Raw genomic sequence first — 26,509 nt, forward strand, 5'->3', positions numbered from 1 at the left:
GGTGCTTTGTATAAACATATATCTCAGCTAGACGAAAACAACAGATCAAAAAATACCAGCACTAGGCTGGTATCTTTGTTCATGATGAAGAAACGTTAATCGCGTTTCCAAAGCATATGGCAGAACTTATGTTCAGGGTCTCGGCTGATTAGCATACGAGCAAATACGTCATCAAGAACGTCATTTTCCTCATTTACTAGGCCGATACGAACCTCTGCATATACTTCTTTGTCGATCTCGAAGCCAACATGTTCAACCCAGTCATCACCGGTTTCAACAAGTTCTGCGGCACCACGATCTTCAAATTGCGCAGTAAACAGAATCACGTCAGCTGGCTCTAGGTTATCTGGAGCCATCTCAAGGAAAATGTCGTACGCTGCGTCGATGACGTCGTCGTAAGAAATCAAATCAGACATGCTTATGCTCGGCTCATGTATTTACGTTCAGCTGTGTTAATGATAACACGGTCACCAGTTGCAATGTACTCAGGAACCTGGATGACAAGACCTGAAGCGAAGCGTGCTGGTTTAGTACGAGCAGATGCAGAAGCACCTTTGATTGAAGGGTCAGTTTCTTCAATCACTAGCTCAACAGAAGATGGTAGTTCAATACCCACTGCAGCACCGTTAACAAGGATAATGTGGATACCTTGTGTATCTTCGTTGATGAACAGCATGTCGTCTTCAACTTCATTGTGCTTGAATGTGTATTGTGAGTAGTCTTCGTTATCCATGAAGATGTGCTCATCGCCGTCAGCGTATGAGTACACAACTGCACGTTTGTTCATTTCTACCGTTTCAACAACGTCATCAGACTTGTAACGCTCATCTACACGTGCGCCCGTGTTTAGATCTGTACAACGCATTTTGTAGATTTTAGCGCCGCCACGACCGCCAGGAGTCGTTACTTCGATGTCTTTAACTAGAAGAGTTTTACCATTAGACTCGATTGCGAAGCCTTTTTTGATTTCACTTGCCTTTGGCATTGTATATTCCTATTCATACTTATTAAGCAAAACTCGGTGATTATAGCGCTAAGTTAGCCGCCTAGCATTAAAATTCATTGCAGAAATTTGTTGTTACTCCCATGACTAAACACCTGAATGGACTTGATTCGGTGAGTCGGCTAAGAGAACATATAGCCCAACTTCTTGAACCATCTGAGAACACGTTTTAAGTCATGTCTCTGCCTGTTATCGATCCTAAACAACCATTTCAACCAGAGTTTGCGCCTTTAATTAGGGAAGTCACCGCTTGTCTCAAAGGTGGACTGGGGCAAAACTTACACAGCGTTTATGTATACGGTAGTGTTGCTCGCAAAACAGCGATCGTTGGGAAGTCGAACTTAGACTTGGTTGTCGTTACTCAATCATCCTTTGAGCACAATAGCGCGACTTTGCTCAACACAATTAAGTGGCGTGCGCAGCAGAGTTACCCTCACGTTAATGGTGTATCGGTCCGTACAGCCTTAGTGAGCGAAGTAGCTAATTTAGACAGTATTTTCACTTGGGGCTTTATGCTTAAGCATTGCTGTGTCTGTGTTTATGGTGATGATCTAGCAGACTGTTTTGGTGATTACGTCCCAAGTTGGGAAATTGCTAAGCACTGGAATATGGATGTGGAAGATTGGATTACGGCTTATCGCAAAAAAATCGTACAAGCGAAGACGATAGAAGAGCAGGTGGCCGCCCAGCGCGTGATTGCTAAAAAGTTACTAAGAGCGTCATACTCTTTGGTGATGTATCGAGATAAACGTTGGTTTGATGACCCCGTAGAGTGTGGCAAGGTATTCTTAACTTATCATCCTGAAAAGCAGCTTGAGATCGAGCGGCTAGAAATTTTACTTTCTGGCCGGGGGATTCCCAAGCGTTCTGTTATCGGGCTAATTGATGCGTTTGGTGATTGGTTAGTCAAACAGTACCAGAAAACAGAGTTTCGTATCGGCTAAAACAACCCCATTTGCGGCGCTGAAAGCCTGTCAAAGTCCGTCCCAATGAAAGGGAGAATCGCATCTGCAACGGGTTTGAGTTGTTTATCAATGTAATGTTGATAATCAATCGGGCTATTGAGGTACTCATAAGGTTCAGGGCCGTTCACGGTAATAATGTATTCAATTCGTCCTTGGTTTTGATACTGTAATGGGCGGCCAAGCTTGGCATTTATCTCATCCGCTAAACGAGCTGCACGCACTTGTGGCGGGACGTTCTTCTGATACTCATGCAGTTTTCTGCGCAGTCGCTTTTGATACACCAACTGTTCATCAAATTCACCGTTGTTAGTTTTCTCAACCATCTCTCGGACATAGTCGCTTGGATCTTCACCATGGAAAATCATGCTATAGAGTGTATTTTGAAATTTCTGTGCTAACGAGGTCCAGTCAGTACGGGCACTTTCTAACCCTTTAAATACAATCCGTTCTTGCTCTCCTTCACCGATTAAACCCGCATAGCGCTTTTTCGAGCCAGTTTCTGCGCCACGAATCGTTGGCATAAGGAATCTGCGATAATGGGTTTCATACTCGATTTCCAACATAGATGTTAGGTTGTACTCAGAACGCAGGTGTTCTTGCCACCAAGAGTTGATGTAATCAACTAATTGATTTCCAACAGCGTCAGCTTCTACTTGACTGTATGGTCGATTCAACGACACGAATGTGGAATCCGTATCGCCGTAAATCACTTGATATCCTTGCTCCTCGATCAGCACCTTAGTTTGCTTCATGATTTCATGTCCGCGCATGGTAATACTAGAAGCTAACCGAGTATCAAAGAAACGACATCCCGATGAGCCCAGTACGCCATAAAAGGAGTTCATGATGATTTTGATTGCCTGAGAAAAAGCTTTTTCATTGTTCTTCTTTGCAACATCACGTGCTGCCCAAAGCTTTTCAATCATTTCTGGTAAAAAGTGTTTCGTACGATGGAACTGCCCACCGCGAAAGCCAGGTACAGCCTGATTTTCTTCTTTTCCAATATCGAGCAATAACCCCTCAACTAAACCCATAGGATCAATCAAGAAAGAGCGAATAATCGATGGATATAGACTCTTAAAATCCAATACTAAAACAGAATCATATAGGTTAGGGATGGAGTCCATCACGTAACCGCCTGGGCTCGCAATCCAACTTTCAGGGTGTAGGTTTGGGGCAACGTAGCCTGCTCGGTGTATCTGAGGCATGTATAGGTTTGTGAATGCTGCAACCGAACCGCCGACACGATCCAGTTCGACACCAGTGAGACGAGAGCGCTCTATTGCAAAGTCAAGCAGGTGAGTGTGATTGAAAATCTTATTCACTAACACGCAGTCTTGTAAATTATATTTAGCCAGCGATGGTTTGTCGGAGCGGTACATACGATTGATCTCATCCATGCGGTCATGAACGTTGTGGATTTCTTTCCCTTCCCCTAAGAGTTCTTGAGATACAGACTCTAATGACCAAGACCGAAAGTGATAAGTCGCCGTTTTTAACGTATCGATACCGTCCATTACAACTCGCCCTGGAATGGAAATAAACCCTTGTTGGCTTTGAGATGAACTTCTGAAAAAGCTGGCTTGGTCTGCTCTACCAAGCATTAGCTTCATGTTGTGCCATTCTGCTCGTTTGTGTAGCAGACGAAAGTCAAAATCAATGACGTTCCAACCGACAATGACATCGGGGTCGAACTGTTTAAACCAAACGATGAGTGCTTCTAGAAGCGCTTTTTCATCCTTAACCCATTGTATCGGTGTCTCCGAAGGTTCTGCTTCTCCGATCATGATAACGCGGGAATCCATGACGCTGTCTAATCCGATTGAGTAAAGAATGCCTTTCTCAGAGCATTCTATATCTAGCGAGACAACGTTTAACTTCGGCTCATATTGCCCCGCACGGCATTTTGCGCTCTGGACGCGTTGGTAGCCATTGGTGCGAGTCACATTGCCTGTAAACTCGATACTGCCTTTGATAAAACGCTCCATTAGGTAGCGATCGGCGAGGCGAATATCACTTTCGTACGTAGTGATATCTTTTTGAGCGAATGTGTCTTTGAGTGCGAGAGCGTCTCTGGTTACATTGGTATAGCAGGCAGCAAGAGGCGTATGTTCAAACGTTTTGAGATCCAAAAGGCGGATGTCGACGAATATGTTTTTTTCTCGTGCGAGTGTCTTTGCTTGCTCTGAGTGTTTCTGAGCGATGAAAAATACTGGCTTCTCACCATTAATAAGTAACTGAGTAGGACCTGCTTCTGTCGAAAGCCACAACTCGATTTGAGTTTGACCTTTGATGTCTCGTGCCTGTCGAGTAAGCAGAAAGCCTTGTTGGATATTCAAATGTGAGAAACCTTAGAAAACTTGAAGAACGTTAGTTTAACACTAAGAACTGTAAAAATAACCAGTAAAGAAAGCGTCTCAATTTTTGCTGGAATTAGTGATTACAAGTTAGTCTTTGGTGCAAGAGGGACAGTGTCATTTTAAGTTATAGCGTGTTTCTCTGGGCAATATGAAATCTAGTTACTTGATTTATTGTACTTAATGTTGTTAATTGTCTTTTCTTAGATTTCGGTTCTGCTCATCACGCTCTAAAATAATAGAGTGGTTTATGAATAAGTTCTTGCTAAAGTTTGCGTTTCAGCACATATTCATAGAAAGCAATTTTTTGTCGATTACGTTAGTATATAGGCAGTCATACTGATATCCACATTTAACAAATAATGGTTATGTGGGTGCAGAACCAATACAAAGTGTGGAGATACAAGTTTGATAAATGTTTTCCTTGTAGATGATCACGAGCTGGTTCGCACAGGGATACGACGTATTATTGAAGACGTCCGTGGAATGAACGTAGCAGGAGAAGCTGACAGCGGTGAAGATGCAGTAAAATGGTGTCGCAGTAATCATGCTGACGTAGTTTTAATGGACATGAACATGCCAGGAATTGGCGGCTTGGAAGCCACTAAAAAAATTCTTCGCGTGAATCCTGATGTGAAAATCATCGTACTTACCGTTCATACAGAAAACCCGTTTCCAACCAAGGTGATGCAGGCAGGTGCGTCTGGTTATTTAACCAAAGGTGCTGGCCCTGACGAAATGGTGAATGCGATTCGTGTAGTTAATAGTGGGCAGCGTTACATCTCGCCAGAGATTGCGCAGCAGATGGCATTGAGTCAATTTTCTCCAGCCTCTGAGAACCCTTTTAAAGACTTATCCGAGCGTGAATTGCAGATCATGCTTATGATCACCAAAGGCCAAAAGGTAACGGATATTTCTGAGCAACTTAATTTAAGTCCAAAGACAGTCAACAGCTATCGCTACCGACTCTTTAGTAAATTGGACATTAATGGTGACGTTGAGTTAACTCACTTAGCGATTCGCCACGGAATGCTGGACACCGAGACCCTTTAGCGTGAATCCTCCCTTCGATTCGGCTTCCTTTCTCAAGACAGTAACTAATCAGCCCGGCGTTTACAGAATGTACAACGCCGAAGCTGTTGTAATCTACGTAGGTAAAGCCAAAGACCTTAAAAAGCGCCTTTCAAGCTACTTTCGGAAAAAAGTAGACAGTGAGAAAACTCGCGCGCTTGTCAGTAATATCGCCAAAATAGACGTCACGGTGACTCACACTGAGACAGAAGCGCTGATCTTAGAGCATAACTACATCAAGCAGTATTTGCCGAAATACAATGTGTTGCTGCGAGATGATAAGTCTTACCCTTATATCTTTATTAGCGGTCATAAGCACCCACGGCTTTCTATCCACCGTGGCGCCAAGAAGCGCAAAGGTGAATATTTTGGCCCCTACCCAGATTCTGGTGCAGTAAGAGAAACATTGCATTTGCTGCAAAAGATATTTCCTGTGCGCCAGTGTGAAGACACTGTCTATTCCAACCGAACGCGCCCATGTTTGATGTACCAAATTGGTCGTTGTGCAGGACCATGCGTTAATACCATCATTTCTGATGAAGAATATGCAGAGTTGGTTGGCTTTGTGCGCATGTTTTTGCAAGGCAAAGATCAGCAAGTACTCAAACAACTGATCGAGAAAATGGAAGTTGCCAGTCAGCAATTGCGCTTTGAAGATGCCGCTAAATTTCGCGATCAAATCCAAGCGATTAGGCGTGTTCAAGAGCAGCAGTACGTCTCAGAAGACAGCATGGATGATATGGATGTACTCGGGTTTGCTCAGGAGAATGGTATCGCGTGTATCCATATCCTGATGATACGTCAAGGCAAAGTGCTTGGTAGCCGTAGTCATTTTCCGAAAATCCCACAAAATACAAGCCAGCAGGAAGTGTTCGATAGTTTTCTGACTCAATACTATTTGAGCCATAACGAAGCACGTACAATTCCTTCTCGTATTATTTTGAATCAAGAGTTGGCAGAAGATATTGCGCCAATACAGAAAGCGTTAAGTGAAGTGGCAGGCCGTAAGGTTCATTTTCATACGTCGCCAACTGGCTCTCGAGCAAGGTATCTCAAGCTTTCGAACACTAATGCACTAACGGCGATTACCACCAAAATCAATCACAAAATGACGATTAATCAGCGTTTTCATGCGCTTCGCGAAACATTGAATTTGGAGTCTATAGCTCGAATGGAATGTTTTGATATCTCCCATACGATGGGGGAAAGCACGATTGCGTCATGTGTGGTGTTCAACAACGAAGGCCCCGTAAAGCAGGAGTATCGTCGCTACAACATTACTGGGATTACCGGTGGTGATGATTACGCAGCAATGGGACAAGCGTTGGAGCGCCGTTATTCGAAGCAATTGGACGTAGAGAAAATTCCCGACATCATCTTTATCGATGGCGGTAAAGGTCAGTTAAATCGTGCGCATGACATCATTTCGCAGTACTGGGGGGATTGGCCAAAGCGTCCTATCATGATTGGTATTGCAAAAGGCGTTACTCGCAAACCAGGTTTAGAAACGCTGATTACAGTCGATGGGGACGAGTTTCATTTACCAAGCGATGCTCCTGCGCTGCATCTTATTCAACATATTCGTGATGAAAGCCATAACCATGCTATAGCGGGGCACCGTGCTAAGCGAGGTAAAACCAGACGTACGAGTGCACTCGAAGGGATTGAGGGAATCGGCCCTAAACGACGTCAGGCGTTACTCAAGTACATGGGTGGGTTACAAGAACTTAAACGTGCAAGTGTCGAAGAAATCGCCAAAGTACCGGGAATAAGTCACTCTTTAGCAGAAATTATTTTCCAAGCATTGAAACAATAAGGAAAATCGCGCAACATTAAGCCGCAATGTGTAAGAGAATAATAAAATGCGTTTGAATATCCCGAACATTCTGTCTCTTCTTAGACTGTTCCTAATCCCTGTTTTTGTGGTTGTCTTTTATCTACCTTATTCATGGGCACCGTTTGCAGCAGCAATGGTGTTTTGGGTAGCGGGTTTTACTGACTGGCTTGACGGCATGTTGGCCCGTAAACTTGGCCAAACTTCTCGTTTTGGCGCGTTTATTGATCCTGTCGCTGATAAAGTGCTAGTGGCAACGGCATTGATTCTAATCACGGAACATTATCATTCAATTTGGGTGACCATTCCTGCGGTAACGATGATTGCGCGAGAAATCATTATCTCAGCATTGCGAGAATGGATGGCTGAAATCGGTAAGCGAGCGAGTGTTGCGGTATCTTGGGTTGGCAAAGTAAAAACTGTTTCGCAAATGTTCGCCTTATGGGTGTTGATATGGCGTTACGATGAATGGATGGTTTGGCTAGGCTTTGCGGCCTTGTATGTGGCAACTTTCTTGACATATTGGTCAATGATTCAATATTTGGCTGCTGCGAAAGACGATCTGTTGAATGAAGAGCACCATTAAATTCTGATGTTAGAAAGCAGGCTTAATAGCCTGCTTTTTTGTATCTAAGACAATCTACAGCATTTTTTGCTTCTCTCGCTTTTCAATGCTTGCTAACGGCCATGCTTACAATTTGTATCTGGGGCTTTTGCTTCGATAGAGTTCCATTTGTGATCTAAGTCTTGTTTTTGTCCTTGGAGAGTCTTAGAGAGGCGAGTCTTCTGATTATTAATACTTCAATGCACGCAACGCACGGCCTGCAGTGTAAGGCGTAGCCAAAGTTTTATGATAAACAAGTGTATTTAAGCGATTTTTAGTATTAAAACTAAGCAATCCATCGTCTTTCGCACAAATTCTAGTCAAACGATTTAAAAAAATAAAAATAGTGTTGACTCGATCGCTCGAATCCGTAGAATGCATCCCGTACCCAGGAGAGCACGGCTCAAAAGGGTGGTGAAAAAGCTTAGCTTTATTCACAAATGAGGCGCCTTGGCAGAGTGGCTATGCAGCGGATTGCAAATCCGTGGACCTCGGTTCGACTCCGGGAGGCGCCTCCATTATTCTTTTGAGAGTGAATGGCTTTCGAGAATAAATGCGACACTAGCTCAGTTGGTAGAGCGCAACCTTGCCAAGGTTGAGGTCACGAGTTCGAACCTCGTGTGTCGCTCCAAATTTTATTGATATGGCATTTAGCGGTATCAGATGGTGTTTTACTTTTCTGTAAAGGCATCACAAAGAATATTTGTGTGCCCTGGTGGTGGAATTGGTAGACACAAGGGATTTAAAATCCCTCGACGTTCGCGTTGTGCCGGTTCAAGTCCGGCCCGGGGCACCATCTCATATTAAATGCGACACTAGCTCAGTTGGTAGAGCGCAACCTTGCCAAGGTTGAGGTCACGAGTTCGAACCTCGTGTGTCGCTCCAGATTTAAGGCCTAACATGAAAATGTTAGGCCTTTTTCGTATTTTTTTGAAAATCTCAAACTTCTTTTCTGTCACAGACTTCGTTAAGTAGCGAACCCTTTGTCTCATTGACTCAAGTGATTGTTAATTCTGCCATTGCAAAACATCTTAGCTATTCCTACTAGTCTATGTTTAAACCATCACTTGTGGTGAATAACCACTCTTACTCCAGGCAAAGCTGTGACGAGAATGCTATCTTTTTAAATGTTCCGGATATAGAAAGGAATGTTTTACGATTAAGCAGCACAACCTTAAACCTCTGTTTAGATGAGGTGATGATATCTCAAGAATATTTGTTTAAATAACAGCTATTTGAGAGAAGCAGAAAAGCATAGCTCATGAATATGAACATGTGAGTTGCAATGGGGTATGTTTTGTTGTGATTTACATCACTGTTACTAATATGAAAAATCGTTGCCAGAAGATTTTATTTTGTGATAAATTCGCGCGCAATCTCGGAGCGTAATTAACAACGTTTGATCTCTGGGGGATACGCGTAGTGACCATTCAAGCTGATTGTGACACTGCGTAGGGTAGGTATCGGCAAAGCCTTTTGTCGATAGACGGGATACTAATGCTGTAAACGCGGCATATTAATGGGAAACCCAACATTGAAACCTTTGAATAAACACACACTAATCAGCTTCATACTGCCGAAATGTCCTGTTTTACAAAACGGGTGCATTACAGAACCTTGATTAATCCCTTTTACATATAAAGTCGCGAGTATCGTGGCGGATGATCTGTATTTGTCATTTATGCACTGACAAATGCGGAGGGGTATTCACACCTCCTGTAATTTCATTCTAATGATTATTAATACAGGATACAGAATTATTATAATTCAAGGGATTATGTAGTATGAGCACTGCCTTTGAAGTCGATAGCAATATCGCAAACATTTTTTCGTCTCAGGTTCCTATCGTTGAGGGAACGTATGACTTAACGCCAGATCAAGTATTGATTGATCAGGCTGAGCATGAATCTGAAGTACGTTCTTATCCACGTCGTTTGCCGATCGCAATTAAACAAGCCTTTGGGTGCTTGGTTGAAGATACGCGTGGACAGATCTTTCTAGACTGCCTTGCGGGGGCAGGCACTCTAGCTTTGGGGTATAACCATCCTGAAATAAACCAAGCGCTGAAAGAGCAATTAGATTCAGGACTGCCATATCAGACGCTAGATATTGCAACATCTGCAAAAACGACGTTTATTCAATCTGTTAAGTCTTTTCTTCCTCAAGAGTTAAGCGAGAACAGCGTTATCCAATTTTGTGGCCCGTCTGGAGCTGATGCGGTTGAAGCTGCTATCAAGCTCGCGAAACAGACTACCGGTCGCAACACTATGTTTGCCTTCCGTGGCGCATACCATGGTATGACTAATGGTACGATGGGAATGATGGGTAACTTAGGCACGAAAGCTCGTCGAACTGGTTTGATGTCGGATGTGCACTTTATGCCTTTCCCATACAACCTGCGTTGTCCTTTTGGGCTTGGCGGTGATGAAGGTGCGAAAGCAAGTATTCGCTATATCGATCGTCTTTTAAACGATGATGAGTCAGGCATTATGAAGCCTGCCGCGATTATCGTGGAGCCAGTGCAAGGTGAGGGTGGTGTTGTTCCTGCGCCAGCATTCTGGCTACGAGAGTTACGTCGTATTTGTGATGAACACGGTATCTTACTGATCTTCGATGAGATCCAGTGTGGTGTTGGTAAAACTGGCTACAATTTCGCGTTCGAAGAGTCGGGCATTGTTCCAGATATTCTGTGTTTATCAAAAGCAATTGGTGGTGGCTTACCAATGTCGCTATTGGTTATCAACAAGCAACATGATACATGGAAGCCGGGCGAGCACACAGGTACATTTCGTGGTAACCAGCTAGCTATGGTCTCTGGTGCGAAAGCATTAGAAATTATCCAGCGTGATAATCTTGTTGAGCATGCCAATATTGCGGGTCAGTACTTGCGCTACGGCCTTGAAAGTATTCAAAAGCGTGTGAACTGTATCGCAGAGGTTCGTGGCAAAGGTTTGATGCTAGGCGTGGAGATTAAAAATCCAGACGGTGAGCTCAATAAATTTGGTGAACCTCAAGCGGATAGTGAACTCACACTTTCTATTCAACGCGCAGCACTCGAGCGTGGCTTGATCGTTGAAAAAGGTGGACGCGAAGGCGCAGTAATTCGTTTCCTTCCTCCTCTTATCATCTCGTTTGAACAAATCGACTTTGCTTTACGTGTATTTGAAGACGCGATTTTAGCCGCAGGCGGTAGTCACATCGAAACTCAGCCACAAGATGAATGGAAGAAGCATTTCATCCACACTGGAGAGATCGGCAGCAATGAATTTGCTTCGGTGATGAATCACACTACTACGGTAATGAAGTCAGTGTTTGAACAAGTGACTGCACCGTATTCAGGTATGGATCCAAAAGCATTGGAAGCAGCGATTCACGACGTTGATCTTGATAATGGAAATGCGCCTCTTAAAACCGTTATCGACGATGCTGCTGAGCTGGTCGCGAAAAACGCAATTTTTACTCAACATCCAGATTGTATTGCTCACCTACATACTCCACCGTTGATGCCAGCGATTGCGGCAGAGGCAATGATTGCGGCTTTGAACCAGTCGATGGACTCATGGGATCAAGCTTCATCAGCGACTTATGTTGAACAGAAAGTTGTGAACTGGCTATGCGATAAATATGAGTTAGGTGAAAAAGCGGACGGTATCTTCACGAGCGGCGGTACGCAAAGTAACCAAATGGGTTTGATGCTTGCGCGAGATTGGATTGCTGACAAACTCAGTGCACACTCAATTCAAAAGCTTGGCCTTCCTGAATACGCAGACAAGCTACGTATTGTATGTTCGAAAAAATCCCACTTCACGGTTCAAAAATCAGCCTCTTGGATGGGATTGGGTGAAAAAGCGGTCATGACCGTCGATGCTAATGCCGATGGAACGATGGATGTCACTAAATTAGACGAAGTTCTCAATCAGGCCAAAGCAGAAGGTTTGATCCCATTTGCCATTGTTGGTACAGCGGGTACAACGGACCACGGTGCTATTGATGACTTAGACTTTATCGCCGATATCGCAGCGAAACATGACATGTGGATGCACGTCGACGGTGCATACGGTGGAGCTCTGATTCTAAGTAGCCAAAAAGCGCGTCTGAAAGGTTGTGAGCGTGCACATTCCATCAGCGTAGACTTCCATAAGCTGTTTTACCAAACCATCAGTTGTGGTGCGCTATTGGTAAATGACAAGTCTAACTTTAAATTCCTTCTTCACCATGCAGACTATTTGAACCGCGAACACGACGAACTACCGAACTTGGTGGATAAGTCTATTGCGACAACTAAGCGTTTTGATGCGCTCAAAGTGTTTATGACGATGCAAAGCGTAGGGCCAAAAGCCCTAGGCGATATGTATGATCATTTGCTTGAACAGACGCTTGAAGTGGCGGACATGATTCGAGATAACAAACACTTTGAGTTGTTGGCTGAACCATCACTATCTACGGTTCTGTTCCGCGCGACACATGAATCAGCGGATCTTGATGAACTGAACAAAACGTTGCGCTTAGAAGCGTTAACACGCGGTATCGCGGTATTGGGTGAAACCATTGTCGACGATAAAACTGCATTGAAATTTACGATTTTGAACCCGTGTCTGACGACGGCGGACTTTGAATCTTTGCTCTCAAAAATCAATACGCTAGCGGCAGAGCTAGTTTAATAAAGGTAACGGAAAACTATGGCAATTCTACAGATTGGTGCAGGCGGCGTTGGCTGGGTAGTTGCACATAAAGCAGCACAAAACAACGACGTTCTGGGTGATATCACAATCGCATCACGTACCGTAGGTAAGTGTGAGAAAATCATCGAATCGATTCAGAAGAAAAACAATCTGAAAGATTCAACTAAGAAATTAGAAGCGCGAGCGGTAAACGCGGACGACGTAGATTCTTTAGTTGCTTTAATTAAAGAAGTACAACCTGACTTAGTGATCAACGCAGGTCCTCCTTGGGTGAACATGTCTATTATGGAAGCATGTTACCAAGCTAAAGTGTCATACCTTGATACATCTGTTGCGGTTGATTTGTGCTCTGAAGGCCAACAAGTACCTCAAGCTTACGATTGGCAGTGGGGTTACCGTGAGAAGTTTGAAGAAGCGGGCATTACAGGTATTCTTGGTGCTGGCTTCGATCCGGGCGTAGTATCGGTGTTTGCCGCATACGCAGTGAAGCATCTGTTCGATGAAATCGATACTATCGACGTAATGGATGTAAACGCAGGCGACCACGGTAAGAAGTTCGCAACTAACTTTGATCCAGAAACGAACATGCTTGAGATTCAAGGCGATTCGTTCTACTGGGAAAACGGCGAGTGGAAACAAGTACCTTGTCACTCACGTATGCTTGAGTTTGAATTCCCGAATTGTGGTTCACACAAAGTGTACTCAATGGCGCACGACGAAGTTCGATCTATGCAAGAGTTCATCCCGGCGAAACGCATCGAATTCTGGATGGGCTTTGGTGACCGTTACCTAAACTACTTCAATGTGATGCGCGACATCGGTCTACTCAGCCCAGATCCACTAACGCTTCACGACGGTACGGTTGTTCAACCTTTGCACGTGCTAAAAGCACTACTACCAGATCCAACATCACTCGCGCCAGGCTACACTGGCCTAACGTGTATCGGTACTTGGGTTCAAGGTAAGAAAGATGGTAAAGAGCGCAGTGTATTTATTTACAACAACGCTGATCACGAAGTCGCATACGAAGATGTTGAACACCAAGCTATCTCATACACCACTGGCGTACCAGCGATCACTGCTGCTTTGCAGTTCTTCCGTGGCAAATGGGCAGACAAAGGCGTGTTCAACATGGAGCAGCTAGATCCTGACCCATTCCTAGAAACCATGCCATCTATTGGTCTAGATTGGCATGTTCAAGAACTGGAGCCAGGACAACCTGTTATCCATAAATTGAAGTAAGAATTTAGCGACTCTTATTTGTACGTTTAAGCCGATGCACTTGCGTCGGCTTTGTTCGATTTTATAGTGTCTTTGCTAAGGCGAAGGGACGTAAGGTATCAAAATGCAACAAAACGAACTAAAAACGCCATACTTCATGATCAATGAAGACAAGCTGATTGAGAACCTAGAGAAAGCAAAACAGCTAAAAGACATCTCTGGTGTGAAGCTTGTATTAGCACTGAAGTGCTTCTCAACATGGGGTGTATTCGACATCATCAAGCCTTACCTAGACGGAACAACAAGTTCTGGCCCGTTTGAAGTGAAGCTTGGCTACGAAACGTTCGGTGGTGAGACACACGCATACAGTGTGGGTTACAGCGAAGATGACGTTCGCGATGTGGCGGACATCTGTGACAAGATGATCTTTAACTCTCAGTCACAGCTAGCGGCTTATCGGCATATTGTCGAAGGCAAAGCATCGATTGGCTTGCGCCTAAACCCAGGTGTGAGCTATGCAGGGCAAGACTTAGCAAACCCAGCGCGTCAATTCTCTCGTCTTGGTGTTCAGGCTGATCACATCAAACCGGAAATTTTTGATGGTATTGATGGCGTAATGTTCCACATGAACTGTGAGAACAAAGACGTGGATGCGTTTATCGGCTTACTCGATGCTATTTCAGCTCAGTTTGGCGAGTACCTAGATAAGCTGGACTGGGTAAGCATGGGTGGCGGCGTGTTCTTCACATGGCCGGGGTACGATATCGAGAAGTTGGGGTTAGCACTTAAAGCGTTCTCAGAGAAACACGGCGTACAAATGTATTTAGAGCCGGGTGAAGCGATAATTACTAAGACCACTGATCTCGTTGTAACAGTGGTTGATATTGTAGAGAACGTAAAGAAGACGGCGATTGTCGATTCGGCCACAGAAGCTCACCGCTTAGATACGTTGATCTACAATGAGCCAGCGTCAATTCTTGAAGCATCTGAAAATGGTGAACATGAGTATGTGATCGGCTCGTGCTCTTGTTTGGCTGGTGACCAGTTCTGCGTGGCGAACTTCGAACAGCCTCTAGAGATAGGACAGCGTCTGCATATTCTAGATAGTGCCGGTTACACCATGGTGAAACTGAACTGGTTTAACGGTCTACGTATGCCGTCGGTCTACTGTGAACGCTCGAATGGTGACATTCAAAAACTGAATGAATTTGACTACTCTGATTTCAAACGTTCACTGTCTCAGTGGTCAGTGAAATAAAACGTATTGAGTATTAGAACGACAAAGAGCAGCTGAATTGCTGCTCTTTTTATTGGGGAAGCGTTAAAGGTATGCAGTTAGCTTTCTACAATTACACGAGTGTCTTCACTCAGAGATTCTAACTCATTGGCTATGTCTTCAATTTCTAGCTCGCTAGGTAGTTTTATCGCCATTTTAGCGCTGAATAAACTAGAGCTTACCCCTCCGCCTCCTGCAATGAATACACGCTGACAATCCATATCTAAAATTGAGATACCTTGATTATCAAGAACGTGGGTAATTTCATTCACAATACCCGCTCTATCGTTGGCATCTAAACGAAGTTGGAAGATAGTGTCTTCACGATATGAGTGAGGCTCAGAGTCGACGAACCTAACAACAAGAGTCTGACAAGAAGAGAACGCCTGTTTAACGATGTCGGCATTTTCTCTTGGAAGCTCCACTTTGATGACACCTGCAACTTGGTCTTCGATAAAGTTTACTTTGCTGATCAGCCATTTCCCGCCGTTTTCGTGTGTGATTGCAGCGAGCTCTTTAATCGTGGCGGGTGACGCTTGTCCGACAAAATTAACAATAAATACGGTGTTCATAATGTCCCCTCCTGGAATCAAGGTTTGGACGCAGTACGAATAAACGTGCTACTTAAGTTATTGGAATAAATCCTTTTATTTAGTGTAGGTGCTAAGGGCAGGTAATGTTTGATGAAAGTCAATTTTTAACACTAATTCGTGATGGAAATAATTAAAATAATGTTCAGAGCACAAAAAAGCAGCCATCGTAAGGCTGCTTTTTACCGAGTATCAACTTAGGATTAGAACGTTACTTTTAACTCGACACCATAAAATTGACTGTCATAGTTTGCGCCTGCGTCCATGGCGAATTTTGCAACATCTTGGTTTCCAAACCAAGGTGATGAATTGAATTGTAGTTCTGCACTACCGCCCCATGCATCAGTTACCCAATAATGAATATGTCCAACAGGGTTTAAGAAGAAGAGCGAAACATCACCTGCGGTTTCAGAGCCCATAACTTCGCCGCCGTTTGCAATAATGTCTTGCTCAGCCGTTAACATCATTTCACCAACAACAGCACCAAAGAATGGTGTGATAAAAATATCCTGCCAAGATGGTACTTCTGCGAACGCCTCCACGCCATACTCCCAAAAGAACGTCGACATAGTTGCGGAGTACAAAAACGACTGAAATTCATTATAGCCAGCGTGACGTGCTGCCGTGTAGTAAACGCCGCCAAAATATGGGTGCATGATGTAGTTGAGGACATGTTCATCGCGATCCCAAACGGGGCCGTCAGAGACATTATCTTTCCACTTTTGCCCCAACTTACTCATGTCTCGGTCTTCTTCGTCCCATTTGGTGATACTTTCTGGAAGAAAAGTCATCATGCCTACGGTCGCGATACTGAGACCTAGAATGGTGTAGGTTTGACCCATCAGATAATCCCAGTCTTTATCTTGAGGGATGATGAGATGTTTAGGCTGAAGCCCTGCGTCAAGGTTTAGCGAATCATCATTATTCTGTTCATACATAACACCGCGATTTTGAGCCTCGAAGGTGTACAGAGTCGTCGTTTCGCAGTAACCTGACAAACAATCAGGTGTGTAAGAAAACTCTGTATGACGGCTTAGGTCATAGTGACTTGCGTGCGCAAGCGCTGACGAAGCCAAGCAAAGGCCTGTTAGAGTCGTCTTGAACATGGATGATTTTGACACAAAGGTCTCCGAGTTAATGGTGTATGTTCGGGCTCGTAATTATCCCTCAAAACATCAATCATTTAAACACTTGACCCTTATTTAGTCCCAACAAACCTCGGCGAGATTTGTCCAAATAAAAAGAAAAATAAGCGCTATAACGAAAATAGGATTGTGCTTACGTTCAGGAGTCAGTTGTGAAAATAGCAATGCTTAGTACTGGTGAGGAAGTCCTCCACGGTGATATTGTTGATACTAATGCGGCATGGTTGTCTAGCCTGTTTTATCAACATGGATTTGGCTTAACAAAGCGCTCAACGGTTGGTGATAGCCTATCGAGTTTGGTTGAAGAGTTTTTAATGCTCAGCTTTAACAACGATGTGGTTATTGTTAATGGTGGTTTAGGCCCTACAACGGATGACATGAGTGCCGCCGCCGCCGCGAGAGCCGCCGATTGTAAACTGGTGCTATTCAAAGAGTGGTTGCAGCATCTAGAAAGTTTGTATACTCGACGTGGCATCCCTATGCCGGACAGTAATTTAAAGCAAGCAATGCTGCCAGAAACGGCAGAGATATTGGACAACCCGATAGGCACTGCTTGCGGTTTCAAAATGCTGATTAATGATGCCATTTTTTATTTCACACCGGGTGTGCCAAGTGAATTTAAGCTCATGGCAGAGACGCAAATTCTTCCCGATCTGAGAAGAGTGTTTCCCGATGTGCAAGGTTCATGTTGTAGCCGAATCTACACGTTTGGTCTGTCTGAATCCGGTATTTCAGATAAGCTAGATCAGCTAAAACTTCCTCAAGGCTATGAGCTAGGGTATCGCTCTTACTTGCCTTTTATTGAAGTGAAACTTTTTGGTCCTTCAGATCAGATTGAACAGCGTTTGAAACTAGTACAGATAATTAATAAACACCTTGAGAGTAATACCGTTAGTATTGACTTATCTATGGTTGAAAATGTCGGTCAGTTGTTGGTCGATAAAGGACTAACGGTGTCGACCTCCGAAAAAAGTAGCGGAGGATACTTAACGTACTGGCTAAACGGTGATGAAAACGCTGAAAAGCAACTAGGGCATGGTTGGATACTACCGAGCCTGACTCAAGCGATGGCCAACAGCGGAGATCCATTAGCAGAAACGTTTGCTCTGGCTGGTGCTACGCGAGAGAAGTGTGGGACGGATTTATCACTCGTTACTGGCCATATTGAAGAGGGTGTTTTTTCCGTCGCTTTATCGACACCGTCAGGCGAGTGGGGAGCGTTATATAAACTCTCGAAAAAGTATCAGCGCAGTGATCAAGTTAAAGTGATCAGCACGGCAGCTCTAGACTTGTTGCGTCGCTACCTAGAACGTAAACCGATGTTTGCGCATTATGCATTTTTAGAGAAAGTTAAAGAGATGCACCTCCCGAGCAGTGCTTTATAACCAAAGCTCTCTACAGTAGTCTGAGAGACAAAAAACAGAGACAAAAAAGCCAAGGTGATTACCTTGGCTTTTGCATTTTATACCGTCGAGTCAACGTTATGCGCGCTGCTTTTCTTTCATCGCGTAGTTAACGCCGCTAAGTGACAAATCTGATTTTGCTTTACAGATACAAGGTAATATTTCATCACTTTGTGTGTAAGCCATGGCAAAACCAACATACTCCACTTCACCAGACTCCAATTTGCAGCGACAGGCGCCGCAGTGCCCATCACGGCAGTTGTATTCTGGTAATAGGCCAGCTTGCTCCATTGTTTCCAAAATCGTATTGGAAGGGTTGGATTCAATGCTGATCAGTTTGTTGATTTTGAGTGTTGCCATTACAGCTCGAATCCTTCGAAGTCATCTGCGCGAACTTCATTGTCAATTTGACCCACAAGGTAAGAAGAGATTTCTGCTTCTTGAGGCGCAACTTGAACGTTATCTGAAGACAACCAAGCGTTAATCCATGGAATTGGGTTGGTTGTTGCTTCTGGATACGCTGCTGGTAGACCTACCGCTTGCATACGAATATTTGTGATGTATTCAACGTATTGGCTTAGGATGTCTTTGTTTAGACCGATCATAGAGCCATCTTTGAATAGATACTCTGCCCACTCTTTTTCTTGCTCAGCCGCTTCTTTGAATAGGTCAAAACAGTCCTGTTTTGCCTCTTCTGCGATTTGCATGAAAGTGAAGTCATCTTGACCGTTACGTAGCAGGTTGATCATGTGCTGCGTGCCGTTTAAGTGAAGTGCTTCGTCACGAGCGATCAGCTTGATGATTTTCGCGTTACCTTCCATTAGTTCGCGTTCTGCGAAAGCGAAAGAACATGCGAAACTGACGTAAAAACGAATAGCTTCTAATGCGTTAACAGACATCAGACAGATGTACAGCTTCTTCTTAAGATCGTACAGACTAACCTTAACCGTTTCACCGTTAAGGACATGCTCACCTTCACCGTAGCGATGGTAATCATTCGTCGCTTGAATCAAATCGTCGTAGTAGTGCGCGATGTCTTTTGCACGCTTCAGAATGTGCTCGTTCTCAACGATATCATCAAACACCACCGCAGGGTCGTTCACGATGTTACGAATAATGTGTGTGTAAGAACGAGAGTGAATCGTTTCAGAGAAAGACCAAGTCTCAATCCAAGTCTCTAGTTCTGGCAAAGACACAAGCGGCAGCAGTGCCACGTTAGGGCTGCGGCCTTGGATAGAGTCAAGAAGCGTTTGGTACTTCAAGTTAGAGATGAAGATGTGCTTCTCGTGATCTGGCAGTTTGTTGTAATCGATACGGTCGCTAGATACGTCTACTTCTTCTGGACGCCAGAAGAAAGAAAGTTGTTTCTCGATAAGTTTTTCGAAAATCTCAAACTTTTGTTGGTCGTAACGTGCAACGTTTACTGATTGACCTAGGAACATTGGTTCCTTCAATTGGTCATTCTTTTTTTGGTTAAAAGTACTGTAAGCCATAATGCCTCAATTCCTTTTAAACCTCCCCGTAAGGGGGAGGTTATCGATAGTCTGTCTTTACGGGTTCGCTAGGTACGGGAAGATTAAATCTTACAACCGCCGCCAGCACAATCGTCATCTTGTGGTTGAACAGCGTCTTTCTGTTCATCTTTCGCGCCATCACGAGTGTTGTGGTAGTAAAGCGTTTTCACACCAAACTTATACGCTGTTAGCAGGTCTTGAAGTAGTTTCTTCATTGGAACCTTGCCAGTCTCGTAACGTGACGGGTCGTAGTTAGTATTAGCAGAGATAGCTTGGTCAACAAACTTCTGCATAATACCCACAAGGTGTAGATAACCGTCGTTCGAACCGATATTCCAAAGCAGTTCATAGCTGTCTTTAAGTTCTGTGAACTCTGGTACAACTTGCTTCAGGATACCGTCTTTCGAAGCTTTTACTGAAACGTAACCACGTGGTGGCTCAATACCGTTAGTTGCGTTTGAAATCTGAGAAGAAGTCTCAGAAGGCATTAGCGCAGTCAGTGTTGAGTTACGTAGGCCGTGCTCCATAATTTCTTTACGTAGGCTGTCCCAGTCGTAGTGCAGCGCTTCGTCACAAATTAGGTCGATATCTTTCTTATACGTATCAATCGGCAGTAAGCCTTTCGCGTAGTTCGTCTCGTCGAATGAAGGACACTTACCTTGTTCTTTCGCCAGTGCTACAGATGCTTTCAATAGGTAGTACTGCATTGCTTCGAACGTACGGTGAGTTAGGCCGTTCGCGCTACCGTCAGAGTATTTCACGCCATTCTTCGCTAAGTAGTAAGCAAAGTTAATCACACCAACACCTAGCGTACGACGGTTCATAGTCGATTTGTATGCCGCTGGTAGAGGGTAATCTTGGTAATCAAGCAGTGCATCTAACGCACGAACAACAAGATCGGATAGCTCTTCGAAATCATCTAGAGACTTGATAGCACCTAAGTTGAATGCAGAAAGCGTACACAGTGCGATCTCGCCTGAGTCATCTTCAACGTTAGTTAATGGTTTCGTTGGCAGTGCGATTTCTAAACATAGGTTCGACTGACGAACTGGAGCGACTTCAGAATCAAATGGGCTGTGAGTATTACAGTGGTCCACGTTCTGGATGTAGATACGACCCGTTGATGCACGCTCTTGCATTAGCAGAGTGAACATTTCAATCGCTTTAACCGTTTCTTTCTTGATTGAAGGATCGTTCTCGTACTTCACGTATAGACGCTCAAACTCTTCTTGGTTTTCGAAGAATGCGTCGTACAGACCAGGTACATCAGATGGTGAGAATAGCGTAATATTGCCGCCTTCAACTAAACGTTGGTACATCAGTTTGTTTAACTGAACACCGTAGTCCATGTGACGAACACGGTTTTCTTCAACACCACGGTTGTTCTTAAGTACCATTAGTGAGCGTGCTTCACCGTGCCACATTGGGTAGAACACAGTAGCTGCGCCACCACGTACACCACCTTGTGAACAACATTTTACTGCTGTTTGGAAGTACTTGTAGAACGGAATACAACCAGTGTGGAATGCTTCACCACCGCGAATCTCTGAGCCTAATGCACGGATACGACCTGCGTTGATACCAATACCAGCGCGCTGAGATACATAACGAACAATTGAGCTTGCTGTTGCGTTAATAGAATCAAGACTGTCGCCACACTCGATCAGAACACATGAGCTGAACTGGCGAGTAGGGGTACGCACGCCAGACATAATTGGCGTAGGTAGAGAAATCTTAAATGTCGATGTCGCATCGTAGAAACGTTTGATGTAATCAAGACGCGTCGCTTTTGGATATTTCGCAAATAAGCACGCTGCTACAAGGATGTATAAGAACTGAGCACTTTCGTAAATTTGGCCCGTAACACGGTTCTGTACGAAGTACTTACCCTCTAGCTGCTTAACTGCCGCGTATGAGAAGTTTAGGTCGCGTTTATGGTCGAGGTACGCATCAAGTTCGTCGAGTTCTGCTTTTGTGTAGTCTTCTAGAATATGTTGATCGTACTTACCCATATCGACGAGGCGAGACACGTGATCATAAAGCGTTGGTGGCTCGTATTGGCCATACGCTTTTTTACGCAGATGGAATACCGCTAGGCGAGCAGCTAGGTATTGGTAATCCGGAGTCTCTTCAGAGATCAGGTCTGCCGCAGACTTGATGATTGTCTCGTGAATATCTGTCGTTGTGATGCCGTCGTAAAACTGGATGTGAGCGCGAAGTTCTACTTGAGAAACCGAAACATTATCTAGACCTTCTGCAGCCCAAGTGATAACGCGGTGGATTTTATCCAGATCGATACTTTCTTTACGGCCATCACGCTTGGTGACGGTAAGTTGTTGGTTCATTCTGCTTTATTTCCCTAAGAAAACTGATAAAAGCCGTATTTTTGTTTGTTTATGTGCAATATGAGTAAAGCTTGCGGCGGCTTTGTGATCAAAGTCTATCTATATATTGTCGCTTAAACACAACATATAGGGGTTCATTTGTTTGCGGGTTACAAGATAGTGCTATTACACTGATTTATCAAGGTACAGATCGGGGATGACTTGTGGATAACTGACAAAATGAAAAAAATCAGTAAGTGAACACTAACCGATGAGAAAAGGGCAGACTTGAATGGTTAAAAGTACGGTTTCGAGATCGGTTTAGAAATAACCGCATGCAAAAATATTTTCCTTGATCTTTGGCCGTTTTTATCTACGAAAAATGGCTTGGTCAAAATGGAATCTAGAGCACGAATTTTAGCCATAAAAAGACAAAAAAAGCGGCAACTTTGTGCTACCGCTTCCGATTCATTTTCTTTAAAAAATGTCAATCACAAAACACATTTTTTAACGCAACAGCGTTCAGTATTTTTTAGTATGAACGATGTAGTTTACATCTACATTACGACCGAGTTTGTAGCTGTCATTTAGAGGGTTGTAATGAAGCCCAGTAATGCCCATTTCCGTCAGGTCAGTTTGGTCTATCATCTTCATCATTTCGGCTGGCTTGATAAACTTATCGTGCTCATGAGTGCCTTCAGGAACAATCTTAAGAAGCTTCTCAGCACCGACAATAGCAAATAAGTACGACTTAATGTTTCGGTTCAAAGTTGAGAAAAACACGTGACCACCTGGTTTGACTAGCGCAGCACAAGAGCGGATAACGGAGAGAGGATCTGGAACGTGTTCAAGCATCTCCATACAAGTCACGACATCGTAAGTTCCTGCGTTTTCTATAGCGTGGTCTTCTATTGTGCTCTGAATGTAGGTCAGTTGAGTGCCTGTTTCTAATGCATGTAGTCGCGCGACTTCTAATGGTTCTTTACCCATATCAAGCCCCGTCACAATAGCGCCTTCTTTTGCCATGCTTTCAGCAAGAATGCCACCACCACAGCCGACATCAAGTGCTCGCTTGCCAAACAAGCCATTTGCTTTTTCAAGTACATAGTTCAAACGAAGTGGGTTAATTTGATGAAGCGGCTTAAACTCGCCTTCTAAATCCCACCATCGAGAAGCCATGTCCTCGAATTTCTTAATTTCACTTGGGTCGACGTTTTGTGCTTTAGTCATAATTGGTTTTATTGCATTCAATCTGAGTCCTTTAGAGGGCGCCAGTATACTCCAACGTTTTACACCCAAACAACCTCGATGTGCTTAGTTAAGGGACAATGACAGAGTTCACTGGCGCGGCAATCGAGACAGGTGCCTGTAATTTTTAAAGCGCTAGCTATTGTTTTTGGTTCATCCTTGAACTAGTGCCAGTGACAATAACTCTAAAACCTGCATTTTCGCGTTGTGTGGTTAAAGGAATTTACCTCGCTTTTCCGCGTAAAGAGTCCGATTTTGCTCAATATTGACCGAAATATAACCACTAATCAGAAAGATATGGGATGAGTGTGCAAATTCTCGACATTTGATTCATAACCAAGCTCACAACCTGATAAAAGGAGAGGGAAAGTGATGCCGAAGTGATGAATTGTGTGTTATATTTTTGCACCTTACACGTATCGTAATTACGATCAGATAATAGAGGGATAATGGCTCTATGAGCGATTTAGCTAAAGAGATCACGCCCGTAAACATTGAAGATGAGCTTAGAGGTTCATATCTAGACTATGCGATGTCAGTCATCGTGGGTCGTGCTCTTCCAGATGTGCGTGATGGCCTAAAACCAGTACACCGCCGCGTTTTATTCGCGATGAACGTACTAGGCAACGATTGGAACAAACCATATAAAAAATCAGCCCGTGTTGTCGGCGACGTAATCGGTAAATATCACCCACACGGTGATAGTGCTGTGTACGACACAATCGTACGTATGGCTCAGCCGTTCTCGCTTCGTTACATGCTGGTCGATGGTCAAGGTAACTTTGGCTCGATCGATGGCGACTCTGCTGCGGCAATGCGTTACACCGAAGTTCGAATGGCAAAAATTGCCCATGAACTATTGGCTGACCTAGATAAAGAAACCGTAGACTACGTACCAAACTACGACGGTACTGAGCAGATCCCAGCGGTTCTTCCAACTAAAATTCCAAACCTATTGGTTAACGGTGCTTCTGGTATCGCAGTAGGTATGGCAACCAACATCCCGCCTCATAACCTTGGCGAAGTGATTGATGGCTGTCTTGCATACATCAATAATGAAGAAATCACTATTGATGAACTAATGGATTACATTCCTGGTCCTGATTTCCCAACGGCGGCGCTTATCAGCGGTCGTAAAGGCATTGTAGACGCGTACAAAACAGGTCGTGGCAAAATCTACATGCGTTCGAAAGCGGACATCGAAGTGGAGAAGAATGGTAAAGAGACCATTATCGTCACTGAAATTCCTTACCAGGTGAACAAAGCTCGCTTGATCGAAAAGATCGCTGAGCTAGTTAAAGATAAGAAAGTAGAAGGCATCAGTGCACTGCGCGACGAGTCAGATAAAGACGGTATGCGCATTGTTATTGAGTGTAAGCGCGATGCTGTGGGCGAAGTAGTTCTAAACAACCTTTACGCTCAAACTCAGCTGCAAACCACTTTCGGTATCAACATGGTGGCCCTAAACAATGGCCAGCCACAGCTATTCAACCTAAAAGATATGTTGAAGTGCTTCGTTGATCACCGTCGTGAAGTTGTGACACGTCGTACTATCTTCGAACTGCGTAAAGCGCGTGAACGTGCTCATATCCTTGAAGGTTTAGCTCTAGCGCTTGCTAACATTGATGAAATCATTGAGCTTATCCGTAAGGCACCTACACCGGCTGAAGCAAAAGCGGGTCTTATCGCTCGTGGTTGGGATTTAGGCAACGTTTCAGCAATGCTAGAGCGTGCTGGTACAGATGCTGCGCGCCCTGAATGGCTAGAGCCTGAATATGGTATTCGTGATGGTCAGTACTTCCTGACTGAGCAACAAGCACAAGCTATCCTAGATCTACGTTTACATAAACTAACAGGTCTAGAACACGAGAAGATTCTTGGCGAATACAAAACACTTCTAGAAGAAATCGCTGAACTCATGCATATCCTTGCGAGCACTGAGCGTTTGATGGAAGTGATCCGTGAAGAACTTGAAGCGGTTCGTGACGGCTTTGGTGACGCTCGTCGTACAGAAATCACAGCTGCGAGCCATGATATTGACATGGAAGAGCTGATCGCACGTGAAGACGTTGTGGTTACTCTATCTCACGGTGGTTACGTTAAGTACCAAGTACTGAGCGACTACGAGTCACAGCGCCGTGGTGGTAAAGGTAAGAGTGCGACTAAGATGAAAGATGAAGACCATATCGAGCGTCTTCTAGTGGCGAATACCCACGATAACATCTTGTGTTTCTCTACTCGTGGTAAGACATACCGCCTGAAAGTTTACCAATTGCCTCTAGCGAGCCGTACTGCGCGTGGTAAGCCAATTGTGAACATCCTTCCGCTCGAAGAAGGTGAGCGCATTACCGCGATTCTACGTGTAGATGAATTCTCTGAAGACAAATTCATCTTCATGGCAACAGGTGACGGTACGGTTAAGAAAACGCCGTTGAACCAGTTTGCAAACGTACGTTCAAACGGCCTAATCGCTGTGAACCTACGTGAAGACGATTCGTTAATCGGTGTGGATATCACTAACGGCGAAAACGAAATCATGCTGTTCTCTAAAGCGGGTAAAGTGGTTCGCTTTAAAGAAGCAGAAGAGATTCCAGTACTTGATGAAAATGGTAAACCAGTTCTTGATGAGAATGGTCAGCCAGAGATCAAGTTTAAAGGTGTTCGTCCTATGGGTCGTACCGCCTCTGGTGTTCGTGGTATGAAACTGGCTGAAAATGACCAAGTTGTATCACTTATTGTTCCTTCGCACGAAGGCGACATCCTAACGGTTACAGAAAACGGTTATGGTAAACGTACAGCACTTAGCGAGTACCCGACAAAAGGTCGTGGCACTCAAGGTGTAGTTTCTATCAAAGTTTCTGAGCGAAATGGCCCGGTAGTTGGTGCTATCCAGGTTGTTGAAGGTGATGAAATGATGATGATCACCGACGCTGGCACGTTAGTACGTACTCGTGTGGGTGAAGTTAGCCAGGTTGGTCGTAACACACAAGGTGTAACGCTTATCCGTACTGCGGAAGATGAATCAGTTGTTGGTTTGCAACGTATTGAAGAAGTTGATGATGAAGAGCTGCCTACTGATGAAGATGCAGAAGCGTTAGAGTCAACAGACGAAAATACGCAGCAAGACGCTTCAGAAGCTCCAGCTGCTGATGATGCAGAGGAAGGTAACGAAGAGTAATCTTACATCGTTATCCTGATATGAAAAGCCGAGCCTTAGTTGCTCGGCTTTTTTGTATCTGTATCAACGCATTTAAAGTAAGAAATGCGTACAC

At 44.2% G+C, this 26,509-nt stretch carries 18 protein-coding genes and 4 tRNA genes; 13 read left to right on the plus strand and 9 right to left on the minus strand.

Translation table 11 applies throughout. The features are described 5' to 3' along the window. Positions 1–95 precede the first annotated feature (95 nt). Positions 96–416: an HI1450 family dsDNA-mimic protein gene (locus UQW94_RS13280; RefSeq protein ID WP_005376800.1), complete on the minus strand. Its 321-nt coding sequence runs from the start codon at positions 414–416 to the stop codon at positions 96–98. A gap of 2 nt (positions 417–418) precedes the next feature. Then, on the minus strand, positions 419–985 hold the full coding sequence (gene yeiP, locus UQW94_RS13285; protein WP_005376801.1) for an elongation factor P-like protein YeiP: 567 nt from the start codon (positions 983–985) through the stop codon (positions 419–421). A gap of 194 nt (positions 986–1,179) precedes the next feature. Here yeiP and UQW94_RS13290 point away from each other — a divergent pair, with 194 nt between their 5' ends. Next, on the plus strand, positions 1,180–1,947 hold the full coding sequence (locus tag UQW94_RS13290) for a hypothetical protein (protein WP_064354136.1): 768 nt from the start codon (positions 1,180–1,182) through the stop codon (positions 1,945–1,947). On the opposite strand, the gene UQW94_RS13295 is transcribed toward UQW94_RS13290, so the two are convergent. After that, a complete protein-coding gene (locus tag UQW94_RS13295; RefSeq protein ID WP_064354135.1) occupies positions 1,944–4,307 on the minus strand; it encodes a DNA polymerase II in 2,364 nt (787 codons plus the stop codon). The two genes, UQW94_RS13290 and UQW94_RS13295, sit on opposite strands and share 4 nt — an antisense overlap. A 426-nt stretch (positions 4,308–4,733) precedes the next feature. Between UQW94_RS13295 and uvrY the strand changes: the two genes are divergently transcribed. From uvrY to nspC, 10 genes are all read left to right on the plus strand, one after another. After that, a complete protein-coding gene (gene uvrY / locus UQW94_RS13300; protein ID WP_005386783.1) occupies positions 4,734–5,378 on the plus strand; it encodes a UvrY/SirA/GacA family response regulator transcription factor in 645 nt (214 codons plus the stop codon). A 1-nt stretch (position 5,379) separates the two neighbouring features. After that, complete coding sequence (uvrC, locus tag UQW94_RS13305) at positions 5,380–7,212, plus strand: excinuclease ABC subunit UvrC (RefSeq protein ID WP_315956421.1); 1,833 nt, start codon at positions 5,380–5,382, stop codon at positions 7,210–7,212. A gap of 46 nt (positions 7,213–7,258) precedes the next feature. Then, positions 7,259–7,816: a CDP-diacylglycerol--glycerol-3-phosphate 3-phosphatidyltransferase gene (pgsA, locus tag UQW94_RS13310; RefSeq protein ID WP_005394805.1), complete on the plus strand. Its 558-nt coding sequence runs from the start codon at positions 7,259–7,261 to the stop codon at positions 7,814–7,816. Positions 7,817–8,278: 462 nt separating this feature from the next. After that, positions 8,279–8,352: transfer RNA gene (locus UQW94_RS13315), tRNA-Cys, on the plus strand. 37 nt (positions 8,353–8,389) lie between these two features. Then, positions 8,390–8,465 (plus strand) — tRNA-Gly (locus tag UQW94_RS13320). Between the two features lie 78 nt (positions 8,466–8,543). After that, positions 8,544–8,630: transfer RNA gene (locus UQW94_RS13325), tRNA-Leu, on the plus strand. Positions 8,631–8,643: 13 nt separating this feature from the next. After that, positions 8,644–8,719, plus strand: a tRNA-Gly gene (locus tag UQW94_RS13330). A gap of 899 nt (positions 8,720–9,618) precedes the next feature. Further along, positions 9,619–12,495 carry a pyridoxal phosphate-dependent class III aminotransferase gene (locus tag UQW94_RS13335; protein ID WP_322142272.1) on the plus strand — a complete coding sequence of 959 codons (2,877 nt, stop codon included), beginning with the start codon at positions 9,619–9,621 and terminating at the stop codon, positions 12,493–12,495. An 18-nt stretch (positions 12,496–12,513) separates the two neighbouring features. Beyond that, complete coding sequence (locus UQW94_RS13340) at positions 12,514–13,758, plus strand: carboxynorspermidine synthase (protein WP_012841628.1); 1,245 nt, start codon at positions 12,514–12,516, stop codon at positions 13,756–13,758. Positions 13,759–13,861: 103 nt separating this feature from the next. Continuing rightward, complete coding sequence (gene nspC, locus UQW94_RS13345; RefSeq protein ID WP_005386789.1) at positions 13,862–14,995, plus strand: carboxynorspermidine decarboxylase; 1,134 nt, start codon at positions 13,862–13,864, stop codon at positions 14,993–14,995. A 77-nt stretch (positions 14,996–15,072) separates the two neighbouring features. Here nspC and UQW94_RS13350 read toward each other — a convergent pair whose 3' ends face one another. Next, positions 15,073–15,585, minus strand: coding sequence for a glycine cleavage system protein R (locus UQW94_RS13350; protein ID WP_005376814.1), 513 nt, complete (start codon positions 15,583–15,585; stop codon positions 15,073–15,075). A 221-nt stretch (positions 15,586–15,806) separates the two neighbouring features. Beyond that, positions 15,807–16,709 carry a DUF3943 domain-containing protein gene (locus UQW94_RS13355; protein ID WP_005376815.1) on the minus strand — a complete coding sequence of 301 codons (903 nt, stop codon included), beginning with the start codon at positions 16,707–16,709 and terminating at the stop codon, positions 15,807–15,809. Between the two features lie 191 nt (positions 16,710–16,900). Here UQW94_RS13355 and UQW94_RS13360 point away from each other — a divergent pair, with 191 nt between their 5' ends. Further along, the gene (locus tag UQW94_RS13360) at positions 16,901–18,133 is read left to right on the plus strand and encodes a CinA family nicotinamide mononucleotide deamidase-related protein (RefSeq protein ID WP_322142273.1); all 1,233 of its coding nucleotides are present in this window, start codon (positions 16,901–16,903) and stop codon (positions 18,131–18,133) included. A gap of 96 nt (positions 18,134–18,229) precedes the next feature. Here the strand turns inward: UQW94_RS13360 and yfaE are convergent, their stop codons facing one another. The 4 genes from yfaE to ubiG form a co-directional block, all read right to left on the minus strand. After that, positions 18,230–18,511: a class I ribonucleotide reductase maintenance protein YfaE gene (gene yfaE, locus UQW94_RS13365; protein ID WP_005376817.1), complete on the minus strand. Its 282-nt coding sequence runs from the start codon at positions 18,509–18,511 to the stop codon at positions 18,230–18,232. Beyond that, the gene (nrdB, locus tag UQW94_RS13370) at positions 18,511–19,644 is read right to left on the minus strand and encodes a class Ia ribonucleoside-diphosphate reductase subunit beta (RefSeq protein WP_005376818.1); all 1,134 of its coding nucleotides are present in this window, start codon (positions 19,642–19,644) and stop codon (positions 18,511–18,513) included. Before nrdB ends, yfaE begins: the two co-directional genes overlap by 1 nt. A gap of 83 nt (positions 19,645–19,727) precedes the next feature. Continuing rightward, the gene (gene nrdA, locus UQW94_RS13375) at positions 19,728–22,010 is read right to left on the minus strand and encodes a class 1a ribonucleoside-diphosphate reductase subunit alpha (RefSeq protein ID WP_005376819.1); all 2,283 of its coding nucleotides are present in this window, start codon (positions 22,008–22,010) and stop codon (positions 19,728–19,730) included. Between the two features lie 501 nt (positions 22,011–22,511). Next, entirely contained in the window at positions 22,512–23,219 is a 708-nt protein-coding gene (ubiG, locus tag UQW94_RS13380; RefSeq protein ID WP_005376820.1) for a bifunctional 2-polyprenyl-6-hydroxyphenol methylase/3-demethylubiquinol 3-O-methyltransferase UbiG, read from the minus strand. Positions 23,220–23,694: 475 nt separating this feature from the next. Here ubiG and gyrA point away from each other — a divergent pair, with 475 nt between their 5' ends. Then, positions 23,695–26,415 (plus strand): DNA topoisomerase (ATP-hydrolyzing) subunit A, encoded by a 2,721-nt coding sequence (gene gyrA / locus UQW94_RS13385; protein ID WP_054574746.1) that lies wholly within the window; start codon positions 23,695–23,697, stop codon positions 26,413–26,415. Positions 26,416–26,509 lie beyond the last annotated feature (94 nt).

It is taken from the genome of Vibrio sp. PBL-C16, from assembly GCF_034321865.1.
GTDB lineage: Bacteria > Pseudomonadota > Gammaproteobacteria > Enterobacterales > Vibrionaceae > Vibrio > Vibrio alginolyticus.

Excerpts from the sequence above, each read along its gene's own strand:
- nrdA (WP_005376819.1), bottom strand. The coding sequence starts at position 22,010 with ATGAACCAACAACTTACCGTCACCAAGCGTGATGGCCGTAAAGAAAGT.
- nrdB (WP_005376818.1), bottom strand. The coding sequence starts at position 19,644 with ATGGCTTACAGTACTTTTAACCAAAAAAAGAATGACCAATTGAAGGAA.
- gyrA (WP_054574746.1), top strand. The coding sequence starts at position 23,695 with ATGAGCGATTTAGCTAAAGAGATCACGCCCGTAAACATTGAAGATGAG.
- yfaE (WP_005376817.1), bottom strand. The coding sequence starts at position 18,511 with ATGGCAACACTCAAAATCAACAAACTGATCAGCATTGAATCCAACCCT.
- UQW94_RS13335 (WP_322142272.1), top strand. The coding sequence starts at position 9,619 with ATGAGCACTGCCTTTGAAGTCGATAGCAATATCGCAAACATTTTTTCG.
- pgsA (WP_005394805.1), top strand. The coding sequence starts at position 7,259 with ATGCGTTTGAATATCCCGAACATTCTGTCTCTTCTTAGACTGTTCCTA.
- yeiP (WP_005376801.1), bottom strand. The coding sequence starts at position 985 with ATGCCAAAGGCAAGTGAAATCAAAAAAGGCTTCGCAATCGAGTCTAAT.
- nspC (WP_005386789.1), top strand. The coding sequence starts at position 13,862 with ATGCAACAAAACGAACTAAAAACGCCATACTTCATGATCAATGAAGAC.
- ubiG (WP_005376820.1), bottom strand. The coding sequence starts at position 23,219 with ATGACTAAAGCACAAAACGTCGACCCAAGTGAAATTAAGAAATTCGAG.
- UQW94_RS13350 (WP_005376814.1), bottom strand. The coding sequence starts at position 15,585 with ATGAACACCGTATTTATTGTTAATTTTGTCGGACAAGCGTCACCCGCC.
- UQW94_RS13355 (WP_005376815.1), bottom strand. The coding sequence starts at position 16,709 with ATGTTCAAGACGACTCTAACAGGCCTTTGCTTGGCTTCGTCAGCGCTT.
- UQW94_RS13280 (WP_005376800.1), bottom strand. The coding sequence starts at position 416 with ATGTCTGATTTGATTTCTTACGACGACGTCATCGACGCAGCGTACGAC.
- UQW94_RS13340 (WP_012841628.1), top strand. The coding sequence starts at position 12,514 with ATGGCAATTCTACAGATTGGTGCAGGCGGCGTTGGCTGGGTAGTTGCA.
- UQW94_RS13290 (WP_064354136.1), top strand. The coding sequence starts at position 1,180 with ATGTCTCTGCCTGTTATCGATCCTAAACAACCATTTCAACCAGAGTTT.